This window comes from Candidatus Tisiphia endosymbiont of Sialis lutaria, assembly GCF_964026535.1.
Taxonomy (GTDB): domain Bacteria; phylum Pseudomonadota; class Alphaproteobacteria; order Rickettsiales; family Rickettsiaceae; genus Tisiphia.
In genome coordinates, this window is the sequence record NZ_OZ032153.1 from 468,193 (window position 1) to 488,621 (window position 20,429).

Annotated in this window: 11 protein-coding genes and 3 pseudogenes; 7 read left to right on the top strand and 7 right to left on the bottom strand. The window is 33.8% G+C overall.

What is annotated here, in order from left to right; all coding sequences use genetic code 11:
* The first annotated feature begins 9 nt into the window (after positions 1–9).
* The 7 genes from AAGD20_RS02280 (at position 10) to AAGD20_RS02310 (ending at position 11,763) form a co-directional block, all read left to right on the top strand.
* A complete protein-coding gene (locus tag AAGD20_RS02280; RefSeq protein WP_341749237.1) occupies positions 10–288 on the top strand; it encodes an antitoxin in 279 nt (92 codons plus the stop codon).
* Positions 289–414: 126 nt separating this feature from the next.
* Positions 415–2,244 carry a ribonucleoside-diphosphate reductase subunit alpha gene (locus AAGD20_RS02285; RefSeq protein ID WP_341749238.1) on the top strand — a complete coding sequence of 610 codons (1,830 nt, stop codon included), beginning with the start codon at positions 415–417 and terminating at the stop codon, positions 2,242–2,244.
* Between the two features lie 240 nt (positions 2,245–2,484).
* Entirely contained in the window at positions 2,485–3,480 is a 996-nt protein-coding gene (locus AAGD20_RS02290; RefSeq protein WP_341749239.1) for a ribonucleotide-diphosphate reductase subunit beta, read from the top strand.
* Between the two features lie 332 nt (positions 3,481–3,812).
* On the top strand, positions 3,813–5,012 hold the full coding sequence (gene odhB / locus AAGD20_RS02295) for a 2-oxoglutarate dehydrogenase complex dihydrolipoyllysine-residue succinyltransferase (RefSeq protein ID WP_341749240.1): 1,200 nt from the start codon (positions 3,813–3,815) through the stop codon (positions 5,010–5,012).
* 42 nt (positions 5,013–5,054) lie between these two features.
* Positions 5,055–9,428: a pentapeptide repeat-containing protein gene (locus AAGD20_RS02300; RefSeq protein WP_341749241.1), complete on the top strand. Its 4,374-nt coding sequence runs from the start codon at positions 5,055–5,057 to the stop codon at positions 9,426–9,428.
* Positions 9,429–9,523: 95 nt separating this feature from the next.
* Positions 9,524–10,471, top strand: a complete 948-nt coding sequence (locus AAGD20_RS02305; protein WP_341749242.1) for an Rpn family recombination-promoting nuclease/putative transposase — start codon at positions 9,524–9,526, stop codon at positions 10,469–10,471.
* Positions 10,472–10,987: 516 nt separating this feature from the next.
* Positions 10,988–11,763 (top strand): IS5 family transposase gene (locus AAGD20_RS02310; RefSeq protein WP_341749243.1). Its coding sequence is split into 2 segments (ribosomal slippage): positions 10,988–11,345 and positions 11,345–11,763, totalling 777 coding nucleotides; the frame shifts between segments, so codons are not numbered across the junction.
* A gap of 25 nt (positions 11,764–11,788) precedes the next feature.
* On the opposite strand, the gene AAGD20_RS02315 is transcribed toward AAGD20_RS02310, so the two are convergent.
* The 7 genes and pseudogenes from AAGD20_RS02315 to AAGD20_RS07080 all read right to left on the bottom strand — a co-directional run.
* Entirely contained in the window at positions 11,789–14,008 is a 2,220-nt protein-coding gene (locus AAGD20_RS02315; protein ID WP_341749244.1) for a DNA translocase FtsK, read from the bottom strand.
* Positions 14,009–14,247: 239 nt separating this feature from the next.
* On the bottom strand, positions 14,248–14,565 hold the full coding sequence (locus AAGD20_RS02320) for a cell division protein ZapA (protein WP_094649410.1): 318 nt from the start codon (positions 14,563–14,565) through the stop codon (positions 14,248–14,250).
* Between the two features lie 5 nt (positions 14,566–14,570).
* Entirely contained in the window at positions 14,571–14,780 is a 210-nt protein-coding gene (locus AAGD20_RS02325; protein WP_094649411.1) for a hypothetical protein, read from the bottom strand.
* Entirely contained in the window at positions 14,777–15,130 is a 354-nt protein-coding gene (locus AAGD20_RS02330) for a helix-turn-helix transcriptional regulator (protein WP_341749245.1), read from the bottom strand. Before AAGD20_RS02330 ends, AAGD20_RS02325 begins: the two co-directional genes overlap by 4 nt.
* 6 nt (positions 15,131–15,136) lie before the next feature.
* Positions 15,137–17,656: pseudogene (locus AAGD20_RS02335) on the bottom strand (NAD-glutamate dehydrogenase domain-containing protein); the annotation flags it as partial.
* Positions 17,657–17,803: 147 nt separating this feature from the next.
* Positions 17,804–19,375 (bottom strand): annotated as a pseudogene (locus AAGD20_RS07075) (palindromic element RPE1 domain-containing protein); the annotation flags it as partial.
* 312 nt (positions 19,376–19,687) lie between these two features.
* Positions 19,688–20,227 (bottom strand): annotated as a pseudogene (locus tag AAGD20_RS07080) (glutamate dehydrogenase); the annotation flags it as partial.
* Between the last annotated feature and the right edge of the window lie 202 nt (positions 20,228–20,429).

Genomic DNA, 20,429 nt, shown 5'->3' on the forward strand with positions numbered 1-20,429 from the left:
GAGGAATTAATGCCAAAAGTCATTACAGTAACAGATATGGTGCGATCTTTTTCAGACATTATTGGACGAGTGCATTATCAAGGAGAAAGTTTTGATATTAAAAAAGGAACAAATATAGTGGCAAGGCTAGTACCAACACAAAACAAGCCGACGCTTACGTTGGGCGAATTAAATGAATTTTTTTGCAATGGTCCGCATCTTGATAAAGATGATATAGAGGGATTTGAAGAAGACATTAATGTTATTAAGTCTTTAAAGTTAACGGATTGGGGGAATAAATGGGATTAGTAATTGATAGTTCAGTAATTCTTGTATTTAGTGTTAAAATAAAAATCTGCTATAATTTAGATTTTTTTCATTTATTATAATCAGATTCAGTTATAATCACAACTTAATTCCAAAAAGAAATACAACATGACAACGCAAGCAAATACTAAATTTCCTATAGAAATTGATAAGAAACGAGATAATTTATTGACTAATTTTGGTAAAGCCGTCCTAAAGGATAGGTACTTATTAGCCGGAGAGGATTTTCAGGATTTATTCGCTAGAGTCGCTAGCTACTATGCTGATAATACCCAACATGCCCAGCAATTATATGAGTATATAAGCAAGCTGTGGCTTATGCCAGCCACTCCAGTTCTTAGTAATGGTGGAACTGATAGAGGGATGCCGGTTTCCTGTTTTCTGAATGAAACAGATGATAGTTTAGAAGGTATTGTAGACCTTTGGACGGAGAATGTTTGGTTAGCTTCGCGTGGTGGTGGTATAGGAAGTTACTGGGGCAACGTTCGTTCGATTAATGAGGAAATTAAAGGCAAAGGCACTTCTTCTGGCATTATTCCATTTGTCAAAGTTGTGGATTCTATGACCTTAGCTATTTCCCAAGGGTCAATTAGACGTGGTAGTGCTGCTATATATTTACCAATTGACCATCCAGAAATTGAGGAGTTTATCGATTTAAGACGTCATACAGGTGGTGATACTAATCGTAAAGCTTTGAACATTCATCATGGTATAGCTATAACAGATGCCTTTATGCAAGCAGTAGAAAATGATGAGGATTTTTCTTTAATTAGCCCTGATACTAAAAAAGTTGTACGGGTAGTTAAGGCAAGAGAGATATGGGTGAAGTTATTAACTACTAGAATAGAAACTGGAGAACCTTACATAATATTTATTGATACTATCAATAAATATATTCCTGAACATCATAAAAAACTTGGGCTACAGGTAAAAACTTCAAATCTTTGTAGTGAGATTACTTTACCAACTGGTATTGATCATTTGGGTAAAGCGAGAACTGCTGTTTGTTGCCTATCTTCAGTAAATTTAGAATATTTTGATGATTGGCAGAATGATCCAGAGTTTATTCCTACCGCCATGCGTTTTCTAGATAATGTTCTTGAAGATTTTATCACTAAAGCCCCAAACACTATGGAGCGAGCAAAATATTCAGCCATGCGTGAACGTAGCGTAGGGTTAGGGGTTATGGGTTTTCACTCATTCTTACAATTAAAGGATGTGCCGGTAGAATCGGTAATGGCAAAGGTTTGGAATAACCAAATATTTGAACATATTCATAAAGAAGTTGATAGAGCTTCCGTAATTTTATCTGATGAACGTGGGTCTTGTCCTGATGCAGATGAAGTAGGTAGTAAAGAGCGTTTTAGTAATAAAACAGCTATTGCTCCGACAGCATCAATCTCAATTATTGCTGGTAATAGTTCGCCTGGAATTGAACCATTTGCGGCTAATAGTTTTATCCAAAAGACTCTTACCGGATCTTTTAATGTACGTAATAAATATTTAGAAAAATTGTTAAATAGCAAAGGTTTTAATAATGATCAAGTTTGGTCATCAATTGCCACGCATGAAGGCTCAGTTCAACATTTAACTTTTTTATCTGCTCATGAAAAAGAGGTTTTTAAAACGGCACATGAGATTGATCAAAATTGGCTTATTGATTTAGCAGCAGATAGGACGCCACATATTTCGCAATCTCAATCTCTAAATCTTTTCTTAGCAGGTAATGTAAGTAAGATGTACTTAAATAATATCCATTTTAGAGCCTGGAAAAAAGGAGTAAAGAGTTTATATTATTGTAGATCAACCTCAATTCAAAGACCCGATAAAGTATCACACGATGTCAAGAAAGTAGATTTTAAAGATATTGAAATAGCTAATAAGAAAAAACAAGAAGAAGAGTCTTCTAAATATGATGAGTGTTTAGCCTGTCAATAATTTTTGATATCTAGGTTTGTCATATAGATTGCTTCGTAGTGCTTACGCACTTCTCGCAATGACGAATTAATAGGTACGTCATTGCGAGCGAACGTATGTGAGCGTGGCAATCCATGAAGCTTGTCATATGGATTGCTTCGTCGCTACTAAAGTAGCTCCTCGCAATGACGGTGTTGCAAAGCATCCCTTCGCAATGAGGTGTATAATTAAAATTCGAATAAATTAAAAAGGAAATATAATATGTCTTTACTTGATGCTAGTCCAATCTATAAACCGTTTTCTTATCCATGGGCTTATGAAGCGTGGCATGTTCAACAACGAATTCATTGGTTACCAGAAGAAGTGCCGCTAGCTGATGATATAAAAGATTGGAAATATAATTTAACTCCTGGAGAAAAACATCTATTAACTCAAATATTTCGTTTCTTTACTCAAGCTGATATTGAAGTAAATAATTGCTATATGAAACATTACTCCAGGGTATTTAAGCCAACGGAAGTACTGATGATGTTATCAGCATTTTCTAATATGGAAACAATTCATATTGCGGCTTATTCTCATTTGCTTGATACTGTAGGTATGCCAGAAACTGAATATTCAGCATTTCTTAAATATAGAGAAATGAAAGATAAATACGACTATATGCAACGTTTTGGGGTAGAAACGAAAGAAGATATTGCTACAACTTTAGCAGTATTTGGGGCATTTACTGAAGGATTACAGCTATTTGCTTCATTTGCTATTTTGCTTAATTTTCCTCGTTTTAATAAAATGAAAGGTATGGGGCAAATCATTAGTTGGTCAGTAAGGGATGAGACGTTACATACTGATTCAATCATTATGTTATTTAAAACTTTTATTAGGGAAAATCCTGAAGTATGGACTGAGGAGGTTCGTGGTCGTCTGTATGAAGCGTGTGCTACTATTGTCCATTTTGAAGATGCCTTTATTGAACTAGCATTTGAAGTTGGTGGTATTGAAGGGTTAACCGCTAGAGAAGTAAAACAATATATTCGTTATATTGCTGATCGCCGATTAATGCAGCTTGGACTTAAAGAAATTTATTTAATTGATAATAATCCGTTGCCTTGGCTTGATGAAATCTTAAACGGTATGGAGCTTACTAATTTCTTTGAAGCAAGGGTAACCGAATATACCAAAGCTGCAACTGTTGGATCGTGGGAAGAGGTATTTGCTGATATGGATAAAAAACAAAAAAGCCAGCAAGAGATATAGTTGATTCAGGAGAATTTGGGGCTAAGAGCGATGGGGGGCATAAGCGTTAGTTTAAGAAAACAATAATTGAAGAACCGTCATTGCGAGGAGACCGTAAGGTCGACGAAGCAATCCAGAAAAGTGATTAGAAATGGATTGCCACGCCACCTACGGTGGCTCGCTAATAGACGAATTTTCTACTTTATTTTCTTAAATTAACGCCTATGCGATGGAGCGACGCAGTTCTCAATTTCTCATCAATTGACTATAATATGCTAAATTTATGCTATTTTGTATTAGTGGGGAAGATAATATATAGTATAATATAGAATATAATTGGAGAATAAAATAATATGACTATTGAAATTACAGTTCCATCCCTTGGAGAGTCAGTATCAGAGGCTACTATTGCCAAGTGGCATAAAAAACAAGGAGATGTGGTTAAAGTGGATGAGCTACTTTTAGAGCTTGAAACAGAAAAAGTTACGTTGGAAGTAAATGCAGTTTCATCTGGGGTAATAAGCAAAATATTTAAGAATGATGGAGATACGGTATCTGTCGGTGATAGCGTTGGACAAATTACCGAAGGAGCATTTTCTGCTGTAGCTTTACCTAGCACGTCAGGCAAAGAGGTACAGCAACAGCCTACAAATATAAACAGCATTGCTTCCCCACCTTCTGTACGAAGATTAGTGAGTGAAAATAAACTGTCATTAGATGACATAAAAGGCACTGGTAGAGAGGGTAGGGTAACTAAGGGAGATGTATTAGGATTTATAAATAGTCCAACAACAGCTTCATCTATACAAGCAACTGAATCACCTATTGTGAGCAATATTGCATTAGCAAATGCAGGGGCGGTAGAACGCGTTAGAATGTCGCGACTTCGTAAGACTATTGCAGATCGTTTGAAACAATCGCAAAATACCGCAGCTATTTTAACAACTTTTAATGAAATTGATATGTTGAAAGTTATTAATTTGCGTATGCAGTATCGTGAAGAGTTTGAGAAGAAGCATGGTGTTAAGTTGGGGTTCATGTCATTCTTTGTAAAAGCTACTATTGAAGCTCTGAAAGTAGTAGCTTCGGTAAATGCTGAAATAGAAGGGGATGAGATTCTGTATAAGAATTATTACGATATTGGTGTGGCAGTAGGAACAGAGCAGGGGTTAGTAGTACCAATAGTCAGGCAGGCTGACAAATTGAGTTTTGCTGGTATTGAGAAAGAAATTACCGGTCTGGGTAAAAAGGCTAGAGAAGGAAAGTTATCGATGTCTGATTTATCAGGAGGAACATTTACTATTTCCAATGGTGGTGTTTATGGCTCATTATTATCAACCCCTATTATTAATCCTCCTCAATCAGGTATTTTAGGTCTTCATAAGACCGAAGAAAGACCAGTAGCAATTAATGGCAAAATAGAAATACGTCCGATGATGTATGTAGCTTTATCTTATGATCATCGTATTATTGATGGTAAGGAAGCTGTTACTTTTCTTGTGAAAATCAAGGAATTAATTGAGAATCCAGATCGTTTGTTATTAAATCTCTAAGTTATAGTATGATAAGCACAAAAGTAATTAGGAGTAGAAGTTATGGTAAAAGAAAAATCTGTTTTTGATGATCTTGCTGTTAAAATTGAGAAATATCGTCCTACTATTGAGGATATAGGGCAATATATTGCAGCTCAGCATGCAGCTTTGGCAGACGACCCTAAGGGAAGTTTGAGTCTTAACCAATATTTAAAGAACATATATTTTCCTGATAAGAATGTAGTGGTAGCAGCGGATTTGTCTAATATGATTTTTGGTGCATCTGGTACTATAACCGATCTAAGTGGAGGAGATTTTACTGGTTGTATATTTAAAAATACTACTTTTAGAGGATGTAATTTAGAGGATGCGGTATTTTGCGATGTTGATTTTAATCAGGCTTATTTCGAAAATACTGTTCTAAGAAATGTAGATTTTAGAGGAGCTGATCTTGCTAATTGTCAGTTCTCTGATAATTATAAGGGATATTCTCAAATGGGTAAGGAGCGTGATATTGAAGGAATAAAATACAGTACGACCTCTTCTTTAGGCAGAAAATATGCTGATATAAAAAGTGATTTAGTTCGTCAAAAAGAGCAGAAGGAACTTATAAATAGTAAGACAAAAGAAGTAGCTGATGCATATGCAAATTTAAGTTATATGCAACAAGCAAAGATAGTACTAAAGCGTGAAACTGGTAATCAGCAATATGACAGATTGGTAGAAGAGTTGAAGCTAATGGTTGAGCAAAAAATATTTCCTAGAAAAGATAATGTAATGCATAAAACTTTTCAAAATATTTTTGGCAGTGAGAGCTGTATTTTTGATCCAGCTTATGTACGAGGGTCAACTAAAGAACAGCGGGATCAAGAAACTCAATATGTACGTCTAGCTCGAGAGGATATAGAGAAATATTTAGAGGCGAGAAAGGATGATAAAGATTTAAGTTTAAATGATTTTGCTAAAAGCAAATTAGAGCAATCGCAGATAAAGGCAGGAGCAAGAATTATTGCAGATTGTTCAAGTAGAGTTGATACCTCTACTAATAATGAATGGCATGATAGGGTCGATTTATCTGGCTTAGATTTTTCAGGGGCGGATTTACGAGGGGCTGTTTTTTCAGGATCCGTTTTATCCGGATGTGTGTTTAATGGTACTGATGTTAGTGAAGTAAGCTTTGAAGGTGCGGAGCTGGTAGCGGCTAATTTTGTTGGAGTTAAAGCAGATAACGCCAATTTCTTTAACAGTAATCTAAGTAAATCAACGGTCACTGATAAGAGTCAGTTTGTTCATGCTTTTATGTCTGGTTCTAATGGTCAGGAAGTTTTGATAAGCGACTCTAATTTTGATTATGCGAATATAAAAAATGGTAATTGGGATCGTGCAAAATTTACTAATTCAACATTTAATCATGCAAATTTAGAGGGTATTTCTTTAATCTCAGCAGATTTACGAAAAGTACAAATGCAGCATGCAATATTAGAGCAGGCCATTTTAATGCAGTGTAAAGTTATAGATAGTGATTTATCGAATGCTTTAATGAGTAAAGCTAAGGCACATAAAGCACAATTTCAAAATACTATACTAAACGGTATAGAAGGAAAAGGTATAAATTTATCAGAAGCTGAGTTAGATAGTTTTGTCAAATTGGATGAGGCGAATTTAGAAAAAGCTATTTTAACAAAGATTAATGCTGAAGGGGTGAATTTTATTCGAGCTAATATGAACATGGTGGATGCCCAAAATGCAAATTTTAGGAATGCGATTTTAGAAGATGTTAACATAAAATGTGCTAATTTAACCGAAGCTGTTTTAGAAGGAGCCAAAGGCCACGGAATTAATTTAAGTTATAGTACACTAACAAAAGTTCATGCCAAAAAGGCTGATTTTTCGAATAGTATAATAAGACGTATGGAAGCTCAGCAAGCCGATTTTACTGAGGTAAATTTTACCAATGCTGATCTCACAAGATCAAACCTACAAAAAGCAATATTGGAAAAAGTTCAAGCCGAAAAGGTTAGGTTAGAAGGAGTTAAGTTACGGGCAGCAAAATTAGCTGAGGCTAACATGGATAAAGCAATAATCGATGTTGATACTAATATTATCGGTAGTGATTTGCGTGATTTACAAGGCAAATTTATTCAAAATGGTCAAGAAATCACCCCGCAGAAGCTCCAAGAACAGCAAATAATACTTGAGCAGGTAGAATTGCAACGGAAAAAAGATAATTCACCGAATATTGCTGTAGGTCTGTTAGAAGAGGCTGGAGCATTTTTTCTTGATGCTATTAATGTATTACCTCCAATTGTTAGTAAGATGCCTGATGTAAATGATATATATGAAAATTTCCTTAAATTTCAAGAAGTGAGGTCAAAATTATCAAGTGATGAGTTGCTAGTTGAAGAAAGACAAAAATTACGAACAGAACAAGTGGAGTATGCATCTCATTTGATCAAGGGTGCTGATACAGTACTTGATAGATATGTTACTAGTTTGACTGAAGAACAATCTAATCTTTTGAAAGATATTATAGCCAAATATTCTGTATTGCCAGTTTTAAAAGCTGTATTAAATCCTGTTGTTGGCAAGAAGAAAGTTGGTACTAATATACTTGATGAAGTAGATAAAGATTTTATTAGAAGAATAGTGCCGTTATCAGTAAATTTAGTAAGTGGGGTGTTAGAAGGAGAATCAAACAAAAAAGTACAAGAAATTTGTAAGGATCTTATAATTCCTGATAAGAAATCAGGACGTAATATCATAAAAAATGCTTTGGAAATATTTGTTAGTCCTCAAGTGGTAGCAGTGGTCAAGAAAGACTTAGTTGAATTTTTACGCAGTCCAGTTAATCAAAAAGAAATTACCCAAATTGCTGAGTACATTTTAGACGATAAATTTACTAGATTCGTGTCAAAAGAGTTTTTGGACGATACTATATCACTGGCAATTAATGCAAGTAGCACAATATTAGATCATACTCCTAAAGTGGTTGGAATCTATGAGTCGTATATGAAGCATCAAGACCTTGCTTTAGAGCTGTTGACTGGTGGTGAAAAATTATCTTCTGACAGAAAAGAAGAAATAATACTAACACAAAAAGCTATGGTATCGTCTATTGTGGATAATGTTGATAAGGTTGTTCAAAGTCTATCTTATGACTTAAAACATACTCTACCGCAATATTTTGTTAAAAATAAAGGAAATATTCTAGAGTTTTTGGATAAACCAGAAGTTCAGCAAAATTTACGATTTTATGGTTTGAACCCTAAGTTTGTATATGATGCAACAGCTGCAACTATTCCGTTTGTTGTTGATGTCTTGCCGATAGTAACAGAACTTGCTGAAAGTTGTTTAAAAGACAAAGATGCTTTAGGGCTAATCATTGAACAAACTAAAGATATTATGAGTGTACCTAAATCTGAACAATCAGAAAAGGTTAGTAAATTAGTCGATTCTCTTATTAAATTTAATAAAGATAATCCTAATGTCAGAGAGGTTTTACAGAAGAAAATCCCCGATCTTTTAATAAAACATGCTAAAGATCTCGGTCCTGTGGTTGAGAAATTTCTTAATGAAACCAAGATGGGTAAAAAACTAAAATTGAAAGGTGAAGCAGTTGTTAAGGTATTAGGGGATCATTCTAAAGAGCTAGGAGCAATAACTACTGCATATAGTAAAAAAGAATATGGGGCAATGGTTCGTCCATTGATGGGCTTATTATTTGATAAAAAAGTTCTAACTTTAGCTGTAGGAGCTGTAGCTAATATTTTGAAGCATAATTTTCAAAAGCATTTTGTGTCTAATTCAACACGTGGAAAAGTAATTGGTGAAGAAATGAGCAAGATGATTACAGATATTTTGCCTAATCTTAAACCAAATGACAAAAGAGATTTGTCTAAAATTTTTCAGGAGCGGGCTTATCAGTATAGTCAAGAAGCTCGTCTATCTAATGAATATTCACCGATATTGGATTATTCCTTAAGTAATAAAGATTTAAGAGGATTGTCTTTTGAGACCGTTGATATGAACTTAGATAATTTCAAAGTTGAAGGATTTAACTTTAATAAGGTAACATTAGGCAAATGTTCGATTAAAGGTGCGGTATTTAAAGAATGTTCTTTTAAGAAAGCTATTTTTAAAGAACATATAGACTTTGAAGGGGCTACCATTGATGGCAGTACTTTAATTACACTTCTGCCAGCAATTCAGGAATATAACAAAAAGCATCCAGAAAAAACAATGAATTTAGATAAGATAAAAGTTGTTGGTGATATAAAAGAAGAGGTTAAAGCAAATCCTTTGTTAAAAAATGCAGATTTAACTAAAGCCACTGTAAAAAAAATAGAAATTGCTCCACCAGTATCAGTACCTAAGCCTGGTCAAGCAATATTGACAGAGCAGACTAAAAGAAAAAATAGTGGAGTTCGAGCAAAATAAGGAAAGCAATTATAATCATTTTTTTTTGGTGCCACGACCACTACGTGGTTTTGCTAATAGATGTGGATAAGGTGAATATATAAGCAAATTTTATTATGACTTCAGACAAGCCAAAACATGACGAAATCTTTCGCAAATCTATGGAAAATCCCATAGTTGCTAAAGAGTTTTTGGCAACTCATTTGCCTAAAGATGTACTGGCTTTAATCGATAGCACAACTGTAAAATTAGAAAAAGATAGTTTTATTGAGCCAGACCTTTCTGAAACTATTTCTGATGTATTATTTTCTGTTAAGTTTAATGATCAGGATGGCTATATTTTTTTGCTATTGGAACATCAAAGTACTGTTGATAAAATGATGGCATTTAGGTTATTTAAATATATGATTAATATTTGTGATCTATATTTAACTACTAATCCTAAAGCTAAACGTCTTCCATTAATTTATCCTCTAATAATTTATAATGGTAAGAAGAAATATAACGCATCGCTTAATATATGGGATTTATTTAGCCATCCAGATTTAGCCAGAGGCTTCTGGACAAATGATTGTCAGCTTATTAACGTACATGACATCCCCGATAAAGAACTCAAGAAAAAAGTATGGTCTGGGATTTTGTTATTTTTCCTCAAACACATCCACGAACGTCAATTACTGAAAAGATGGCAGGAAATTTCTCATCTCTTGCCTAAATTGAGTAAAATAACAATAGGCCATGACCACATAAGAAATCTATTGAGCTATACTTTGACCTTTATTGAGCAAAATGATAAAATAGAGTTAGAAAAAATATTAAAAAATAGTTTAACTAAAGAAAAAGGAGAAGAACTTATGCCTAGTATAGCTCAAGTATGGAAAGAAGAAGGGATTCAAATCGGACTACAAGATGGTATCAAAATCGGAGAGGCTAAAGGTAGAGCCGAGGGTAGAGTTGAAGCAATGAAAGTTATAGCAAAAACTATGCTACTTAAACATAATACTATTAATGAGATCATTGAATTAACAGGCTTATCTAAAGAGCAAATCGAGAGACTAAAATAGACCTCTTGCAAAACTCTACTTCTGCTGGTAATTTGGACAATGATTCGGTACTCAAATCCTTATTTGCATTGGAGTATGCTGTGGAACCGTATAAGCGTCAGTTTAAGAAAATAAAGTAGAAAAGTCGTCTATTAGCGAGCCACCGTAGGTGGGGTGGCAATTCTTTTTAATCACTTTTCTGGGTTGCTTAGCCGATCTTACGGTCTCCTCGCAATGACGGTTTCTCAATTATTGTTTTCTTAAACTGATGCTTATGCGTAGGCGGGAATCTAATATCCCGCACTGAAGTAGGGGTGACACCGAGTTGAGCAGGGGTGACACAGCTACCCTTGTGTTATTTCCGCGTAGGCAGGAATCTAAGACCCCTGCTTTCGCAGGGGTGACAATAAGTCGAGCAAGGATGACAACTTGCAGTTGCTTCGTTGACCTAGGGTATGTCGTCACGAGATTGTGATTGCATAATTTTATGTGATTTGTTATTATAATTGTAGTAATAAAAATAGGCGATAAGAAGCAATGAGTTTAGCACATAGAAGACATGATATAAGCGATGAGCTTTGGAATAAGATAGAAAGTAATTTACCTGGTCAGAAAGGTTGTTGGGGAGGTATTGCAAGAGACAATAGAACTTTTATAAATGCAGTGATGTGGATATTTAGAACGGGAGTTCCATGGAGAGATTTGCCTCCTGATTATGGCAATTGGAAGAATGTACACAGAAGATTCTGTAGATGGCGTGATAATGGGATATGGGAGAATTTGCTAAATATTTTTATAAATGCTCCTGATTTTGAATGGTTAATGATAGATTCTACATTTGTAAAAACTCACAAAGCAGGACTTGGAGCGAAAGGCGGGAATCAAACGGTTAGTCGCACAAAAGGGGGCTCAATACAAAGGTACATATGGCCGTGGATGCGTATGGTATGCCGGTCAGAATTATTGTTACAGAAGGTTCCAGAAATGATTGTATTCAAGCTTGTGAGTTAATCCAGAATATGGAGGCACAACATTTTATGGCTGATAAAGCTTACGATACAAACGCCATAATAGAATCGGCTGTGAATGCAAACATAATTCCTGTAATACCATCAAAAAGAAACAGGAAGATTCAAAGAGAGATAGATAAATATCTATATAAGCTAAGGCACATTATTGAAAATACATTTCAAAAATTTAAAGAATGGCGTGGTATAGCAACAAGATATGCTAAAAATACAAAATCATACATGGCGGGTCTTTGTTTAAGGGCTTTACTAATGTGGCTCAAATCTCGTGACGACACACCCTAAGGTTCACAATGAGGAAGTAATAACTTTAATTCTCTGGCAATAATATTTCTCTTTTACCAGTGTGGTTAGGAGGGGATATTACCCCATTTTGTTCCATTTTCTCCACAAGAGTAGCAGCTCGATTATAACCAATTCGTAAACATCTTTGTATATAGCTAATTGATACTTTTCGTTCTAATTGTACTATTTGTACTGCTCTTTTATATAGAGTCTCGTCACTAGTTGAATCATCTCCAGAACTTTCGACATTTACTTCATCATCATCTAGTTGTTGGGTCACTGCTGAAAGATACTCAGGAGTTCCTGTTGCTCTTAAATATTCGGTTACTTTCTCTACCTCTTTATCATCAACAAATGGACCATGAACCCTGGTAATCTTTGACGAATTACCCATATAAAGCATGTCTCCCATACCGAGTAACTGTTCAGAGCCTTGTTCACCAAGAATAGTTCTACTATCAATCTTAGAAGTTACTTTAAAACTGATACGACTTGGAAAATTAGCTTTAATTACCCCAGTAATAACATCAACAGAAGGTCTTTGGGTTGCCATGATAATATGAATACCTGCAGCTCTTGCCATTTGAGCAAGACGTTGTATCGATAATTCGATATCCTTGCCAGCTACCAGCATTAAATCAGCCATTTCATCAACAATTACTACAATGAACGGTAATTTCTCCATATTCATTTCAATTGTTTCATAAATAGGCTTGCCGGTTTCTGAATCAAATCCTGTTTGGATAGAACGCTCTAATATTTTACCGCTTGACGCAGCTTCCAAAATTTTAGCATTATAACCAGCTATATTTCTTACCCCAATATTTGACATTGCTCTATAACGATTTTCCATCTCTTTTACTGCCCATTTAAGGGCTACTACCGCTTTGTTTGGTTCGGTAACCACTGGGGTTAGAAGATGTGGTATGCCATCATAGGTTGATAATTCAAGCATTTTAGGATCGATCATTATTAACCGACATTCTTCTGGGGTATAACGGTAAAGTAGGGAAATTATCATCGCATTAATTGCCACTGATTTACCTGAACCAGTCGTACCTGCAACTAATAAATGGGGCATTTTTGCTAAGTCTGCAACAAAAGGCTTGCCAGCTAAATCCTTACCTAAAATCAATGGTAGCATAATGCTATTATCTTGATATTCTGGGGTTTCAATTAATTCTCTTAGACAAAAGAAAGCTCGTTGTTTATTTGGTAATTCAATACCTAAGACGTTTCTACCCGGTATTACAGCTATTCTAGTTGATATTGCAGATAATGATCTGGCAATATCGTCTGATAAACCTATAATCCTAGAAGATTTAGTACCGGCAGCTGGTTCAAATTCATATAAGGTGACAACCGGACCTTGATTAATATTAATGACCTGACCTTTAACACCAAAATCATTAAGAACAGTCAACAATATTTGGGCATTATGTTGTAATTCTGATAAAGTTTCCACTTTTATATTTTGGCTATCAGCTTGTTTTAATAATTCGATAGGTGGTAAGTCTGGTAATTGGTCATTTTCTTTTCTTGATGCAGATTGTTTCTTTAAATAATGAGATTGTGGATCATTATTTTTCCCTAAATCCATTTTGTCAGCATATGAAGCTTCTTCTTGATTAACAAAAGGAGCCCTTTTTATCAAAACTGGTTTAGTTGAGTTGCTATTTGTTGATGTTGTAGGTAAGGATATAATTTTTTTATAAGGTATTAGTTTGAGTAATTTAATTATAGCATTCCAAAAAGCTGAAAATTTTATTTCTGCCAGTAAAAATAATAAAATAAACGTGACAATAATTAAAGCATAATCGGCTCTAGCATCTAATTGTTTGACTAGTGGGTAAATAATAGTACCGACTGTTCCGCCGGCACCAGCCGGTAAATAATCAATTTTTATCTTAGTGCAGACTATCGATAATGATATAATTGAAAGCAGCAGCACCATTATCCGGATGGTAACCCATTTTTTCTCTAAACGCCACACACTCAAAGACCAAAAAAAACAACAAATGGGTAAAATAAACGACGCTATACCAAAAAATTGGTAAAAAATATCTGCCAAATAACAACCAAAATAACCTAATAAATTGCTTGGATATTTGGCTGTCACAGAATTAAAGGAAGGATCGTCTGGATTATAAGTTACTAGTAATAAAGTAGTAAAGCAGCCTACCAACATTAATAGAGCAGACCGCACTCTATTATTAGTAAGAATCCTGTTGATGTAGTATAACACAAAAATTGCCTAAAAAAATGAACCACTTTGGTCGTTGCCTAAGATCCTCAAAGAACCTAGTATATATAAATGGAATCCATATATCTGCATAATAGACTCAGACAGGAATGTTTCCTAATAGTAAAAATTATAGTCCCAGGGCAATACGTTAAGCTCACGAACCAAGTAGCTCGTCTATTACACTCTTCTGTTTTAAAAAGTGTTTTTTAAGTAAATATTCCAAGTATTTTACGATAATATCACTTTCCAATCTTTCGTGCAAGTTCTTCTAAATATCCTGCTATAGTACTTAATGTTTCTGCAAATTTTTCTTCTTCACAAGGTATTTTATCACCATCGATTTTAGCAATTTTATTAGTCAAATTTTGTACTTGTTCCTGTAAACTTAAGGCGGACATAACTAATAATAGTTCAAATGATGCTGATGGGCTAGCCTTTTTTATCTGGGTAATATTTTCATTTAACTTGGCTGCAAGATTGCACAATTCTTCTTCCGATCCGTCACTACATGCCAGTTGGAAAGTTTTGCTACCTAGTATTATTGTTACTATAGACATCTATATTATGTGTTTTTATGTTTTATTTCTTCCAGTTCAGCAATATATACAGCTATTTGCTCAAGTATTTTTGTATAATTATCCTTGAGATATTTATTTTCATCTTTCAGTCTATTAATTTCTTGATGCTGTTCTGCAATATCCGACAAAAGACCTTCAATCCCTTGATCCACTTCTTGCATTAATTTAAGTAACAAATCAGTATTTATTGTCATTCATATGGTAATATTAAGTGAAAAATTATTGGAATTATTATTAATGTTAAAATAGAAATTATAATGAGCTGTTTTTTCCATTTATAATCAGATACCATTGAACCAGCCCTATTTTTGAAATCAATATCTTTAGGGGGTTCCTGCTCATCTTCCTCACCTGTATCCAAAACTATCCCTAAATAATTTGAATATAACTTAAGATAACCTTTCACATAAACTTCCGCTGGCATTGAACTTAGGTCTCCTTCTTCAAGAGCCTCTAAATATTGCTTTCTAATTTTCAAATAATCAGATATCTCTTCAAGAGTTTTGCCAGACTCTATTCTTGCTTGTTTTAGGGATGACGACATAACACGCTACTCAAGTTTACGCAAGAAGGTTTCAAACTTCTTATTTGCTAAAATTAAAATATTTAAGTCAATATTTTCCTGCAATCTAATTGCTTTGACAAAATCTAGGAAAATAGACGCAGAATCTATATTATTATCAATCCATAAATCTAAATCAATATTTACTTTGGATTTGTTAATTATTTTAGTTAATAATTGTCTTTGTTTATCATACAAGTCATCTTTTAATGATTGCGTTGATAATCTATTCCAATAAGAATCATTTAGCTGTTTATCACAAGATTTACGAAGCCAATCAATACTAAATTTGCTACCAGTAGCAAAATATAAACTAGCAACATCATTATTTGTAGCCTGGGTTCTTTTGGCAATATAGATTATGTCAAAAACTGACACTAAGCTATCGAGAGTTGCGACCCTTTGAGCTATCTCGTCTTTCACTCCCAACAAAACATATTGCTTAACTTTATCATCGAATTTATTTTTAGCTTCTCCTAAGAGAAATTTACTCACCACTTTGCTAAGCATTCTAGATGGTTGATAAAATTCATCAATGGTATCGCTAATATTGATAGGATGTTTTATATGCTTTAAAAACCAGGAGATACCTCTACGCATAATTTTAGCAAGTTCAGTAAACATGTCAATTTTAACTTTATATTCTATAGCATTTAGAGATTCCACTATAGTCCATAAATTATCTAAATCAAAAATTTCACAAATAATGGTATATGAACGAACTATATCACAAAGAGCAGCACCAGTGTCACGTTTTATAAGATTAAGTGATGGACCACCTAACTGATTAATAATTTTATTTGTTACAACGGTTCGAATAATTTCATGCTTAAGTGGATGAGATAAAATTTCTTCACGAAATTTCTCTTGCATTAATGCTGGAAAGTAATTAATCAGATAAGACTCAAAATATTTATCTTTTGAGAATGTTGCTGTTATTAAATCATGATAGACTGAGCGTTTACTATAAGAAAGTAATACACAAAGCTCAGGACGAGTTATACTTTCATTATTAAGAGCCCTTCTATTTAACTCTTCTCTAGTTGGTAGGAACTCAACAGTTCGATCAATTAATTTTTCTTCTTCTAAAGTATCAATAAATTGGCTAAATATTTCGATAGTCGAAATACGAGATAATTGCATGATATTAATCGCTTGATTCTGCTTATAATTATCAACTAATACCAACTCTTCAACTTGTTTGGTCATAGCAAACAGTAGTTTATTACGTTCTTCTAAACTGATTTTTTTAGAAACCATAGCTTGATTAAGAGCGATTTTTATATTTACTTCATGATCTGAACAATCAACACCAGCTGAATTATCAATAAAATCAGTATTTATCTGTCCACCGAGCTTGCTATATTCTATTCTACCTTGTTGCGATACGCCAATATTTCCACCTTCCCCTATTACTTTAGCTCTAATATCTTTACCATTGACTCTCAGATTATCATTTGCCTTATCACCTATATCTAGGTGACTTTCTGTCGAAGCTTTTATATAGGTTCCTATACCACCATTCCATATCAAATCAACTTCTGCTTGTAAAATAGCTCTAATCAGCTGTTCTGGGGTTAGTTGGTCAACATCTATCTTTAGCAATGATTTAGCTTCTGCCGATAACAAAATAGATTTACTACTTCGTTCAAAAACCCCGCCACCTTTTGAAATTAACTGTTGATTATAGTCAGACCAATTTGATGTAGGTAACTCAAACAATCTCATACGTTCATTAAAACTAATAATCGGATCGGGTTGTGGATCAATAAATATATGTTTATGATTAAATGCCGCAACAAGTTTTATTGCATTAGACCTAAGCATAGCATTACCAAAGACGTCTCCAGACATATCACCAATACCAACAACAGTAATAGGATCCTTTTGTATATCAAGACCCATAGCATAGAAATGACTTGCTACAGAAATCCACGCTCCTTTTGAAGTAATAGCCATTTTCTTATGGTCATAACCGGCTGATCCCCCGGAAGCAAAAGCATCACCTAACCAAAAATTATATTCAGCAGATATACTATTCGCATGATCTGAGAACGTTGCTGTACCTTTATCTGCTGCAACTACTAAATATGGATCTTCCTGATCATAGATAATAGTGTTTTGTGGTTGGACAATTTTGCCATTAACTATATTATCAGTGATATCAAGTAAACCACGGAGAAAATTCTTATAACATTCTATAACTCTTGCCATATATTCTTGACGAGTCATATTATCATCAGTGAAATTAACGAAAAACCCACCTTTTGAGCCGTCAAAAGGCACAATGACCGAATTTTTGGTACTTTGTGCTTTCATTAGCCCTAATACTTCTATTCTATAATCCTCTCCTCTATCAGACCATCTAATACCACCACGAGATACTTTGCCACCTCGTAAATGAATAGCTTCAAAATCATTAGCATAAACAAATATTTCAGCAAATGGCACTGGCAAAGGTAAATTAGGAACTTTTTTTGAATCAAATTTAAAAGAAAAATAATTTTTACAGACTATATTATGTTTGTTATCTCCATTCTGTAAATTATAGTCAATTGATGAGAAGTTGGGGACGTTGTCGCTCGTCGCTCGCCTATTACTTATAGGCGTCGCTCCATCGCTCCTAGCCCCAAATTCTCCTGAATTGACTATAGAACTAGATTGATAGCAATTAGTTCTAACAATAGCTTCAATAGTACCAAACATATGCCTTAAAACCTTATCCTCACTGCTACTAGTGATTTTATTAAGATAGCTAAGGATACTGTCTTTTATAGTTTTTGTACGTTCATCTGAAAAGTTTGCCGGATTAAATTTAGCATCAAACAAATCAACTAGCATTTTAGTATATAGAAAATGCTTTATTAAGGTCAGTTGAACATAACCCTTACCATAGATAAAGCCTGTTTGATGTAAATATCTAGTTAATGCTTTGACTAACTTAACTTGCCACCAATTAAATCCTGATAACACTATTAATTTACTTAAAGAATCATTATCTAAAAGTCCGAGAGATATTTTATCTAAAGCCTCTTCTACATTGGCTTTAAGCAAATCAATATTGCCTTCAATAGTTATTAATGGTTCGAGAGTGAACTCATATATCCAACTCTCTTTAATAGACTTCCCGCAAAACTCTACTTCTGCTGGTGATTTGTACGTCGAGTCGGTACTCGAATCCTCACGTACCTTTAAGTACGCTGCGGTTCTGCGTGCCAAGTCTCCTTCAAATCCCTCAGCATAAGCGACTTTTGCAGGAAGTCTAATATCTTCTGTTCCTTTTATAGCAAAGCTTTGTTCATCTATAGCCTTGAATCCCAAATTTTCTATAGATGGTAGTAGGTCGGAAAGAGCTAATTTGGGAGCAGGACTGTAAATTTTTAGCCGGAATTCACTATTATTTATAGTAATTAAATTAAATATAGGCTTGTGATAAATACTTGCCTCTTTTAGATACTCAATATCTATTAAAGTTGTTTGCCCATTAAATTTCTCTCTATAATCAATAGGAAAAATTGGATCAAAAAGTTTAAAATTTACTCCTCCCTGATATTCACCAAAATTTTTACATAATTTATGATAAAAATCTTCACTCCAACGAGTGGAAAGTTTATCTAATTCTTGCTCTATTATTTCAACTTCAAAATTAAGGCTATTTTTATTCTGCACCTCTAACGTAACAAATAAATATGAAAAATTTTCTGCCACTTCTGCCATATAATCTGATAATATTACCCCATTAAGTGTATCGGATAAATAACAATTTATGGCACTATGTACTTCTGGTGTTAAACGATCTCTTGATAAGAATATTATGATATTAATAAAAGAACCAGACCAATCTTGTTGAATAAATAATTTGAGTTTTCTACTCATCATACCTGAAAGTACATGTAAGCACATACAGTATAGATCACCTTCATCAATCTGTATCAAAGCTTCTTTCGGTAGAGATTGAACTATACTTTTAAGCTTTTTGGTATTATATCCATCAGTCGGAAAGGCAGATTTATCTAGAACGAATTGTAGCTTTTGTCTTAATATAGGAATATCAGTAATTAGCTGGTAATATATTGCAGAACTATATAAACCAAAAATTATGCTACCTGAAAGATACTTTTTATCCTGATCGATCTTCTTGATTAAAATATAATCTACTAAGTTATTTCTATGTACACTTGATAGGGTATTAATTTTACCTAAAATGACTAATTTATTGTTATGTAATGGGCTTGCTGAGCGTTCAATAATATCAATAACTTCATTTTTAGTATCTTGTCCTTGCCATATTTTCTGGACACCTTCCTCTGAGGAAAAATCTTTGGAAATTAGATCAAAGTTAATCATACCTAAAAAAGTAAAATTATCATCTTTTAGCCAATTTAAGAAATCTATAGACTCATTATAATCTAAATAGTTATTGTGTAATTGTTGATTATTTTGAATCTCATTTGAAATCGTTGTTACTCTGTTCAATAATTTAGACCACACATTATGAGTAGTATCGACCTGATCTAAAGTTTTATTCAGAGAATTTTCTAAAGAATTGATATCGCTCTGATCAAAATTCCCTAAAATAGTTATATGTACTAAAGATTCGTCACTATCTTGCTTTACATCCAATATTTCTTGTAAATGACCATCATTGTTTCTTACGCAAGCTATAACAGGATGAAGTAAAAATTTAGCTTTCAAGTTGAGAGTTGTTAACAAACAAATAATCGAATCAACTATGAATGATTTATTTTCGTTCAATAACAAAATATTAATAGCAGGATTATTTTCAATTACCGTACTGACAATCTGCAATTTCCTTTTACTAGGTTGCTTTTCTTTAAAGAACTGAAAAGCACTATAAGCAAACTCGCCAAATAATTCTTGTCTATCTCTAAACCTATAATCTACAGGAATATAAACTAAAAATTTTTGTATAAATTTATTAAAAAGTGGCTCTCCATTTTTTACCTTACTTAATGATAAAATTTCTGATTTATAATTAGGTACTTGACAAGTAAGTCTACTTAAAGATAAAGACACTCTCTCTGCAGCCTTATTTATTGTAACTTTTTCTATTGTCATATTGTTACCAAACTTTATTATTGTTTCAAAGATTAAGCATTATATAGCTAACCCCATTAATATTACTCCGCCTATTAGCGAGACCACTGTGTGGTCGCATAGGCGTTAGTTTAAGAAAATAAAGTAGAAAAGTCGTCTATTAGCGAGCCACCGTAGGTGGCGTGGCAATCCATCTCTATCGCTTTTCTGGATTGCTTCGTCG

Bases quoted from the DNA above. Each gene is read 5' to 3' on its own strand.
- AAGD20_RS02280 (WP_341749237.1), top strand. From the start codon at position 10: ATGCCAAAAGTCATTACAGTAACAGATATGGTGCGATCTTTTTCAGAC.
- AAGD20_RS02285 (WP_341749238.1), top strand. From the start codon at position 415: ATGACAACGCAAGCAAATACTAAATTTCCTATAGAAATTGATAAGAAA.
- AAGD20_RS02290 (WP_341749239.1), top strand. From the start codon at position 2,485: ATGTCTTTACTTGATGCTAGTCCAATCTATAAACCGTTTTCTTATCCA.
- odhB (WP_341749240.1), top strand. From the start codon at position 3,813: ATGACTATTGAAATTACAGTTCCATCCCTTGGAGAGTCAGTATCAGAG.
- AAGD20_RS02300 (WP_341749241.1), top strand. From the start codon at position 5,055: ATGGTAAAAGAAAAATCTGTTTTTGATGATCTTGCTGTTAAAATTGAG.
- AAGD20_RS02305 (WP_341749242.1), top strand. From the start codon at position 9,524: ATGACTTCAGACAAGCCAAAACATGACGAAATCTTTCGCAAATCTATG.
- AAGD20_RS02320 (WP_094649410.1), bottom strand. From the start codon at position 14,565: ATGTCTATAGTAACAATAATACTAGGTAGCAAAACTTTCCAACTGGCA.
- AAGD20_RS02325 (WP_094649411.1), bottom strand. From the start codon at position 14,780: ATGACAATAAATACTGATTTGTTACTTAAATTAATGCAAGAAGTGGAT.
- AAGD20_RS02330 (WP_341749245.1), bottom strand. From the start codon at position 15,130: ATGTCGTCATCCCTAAAACAAGCAAGAATAGAGTCTGGCAAAACTCTT.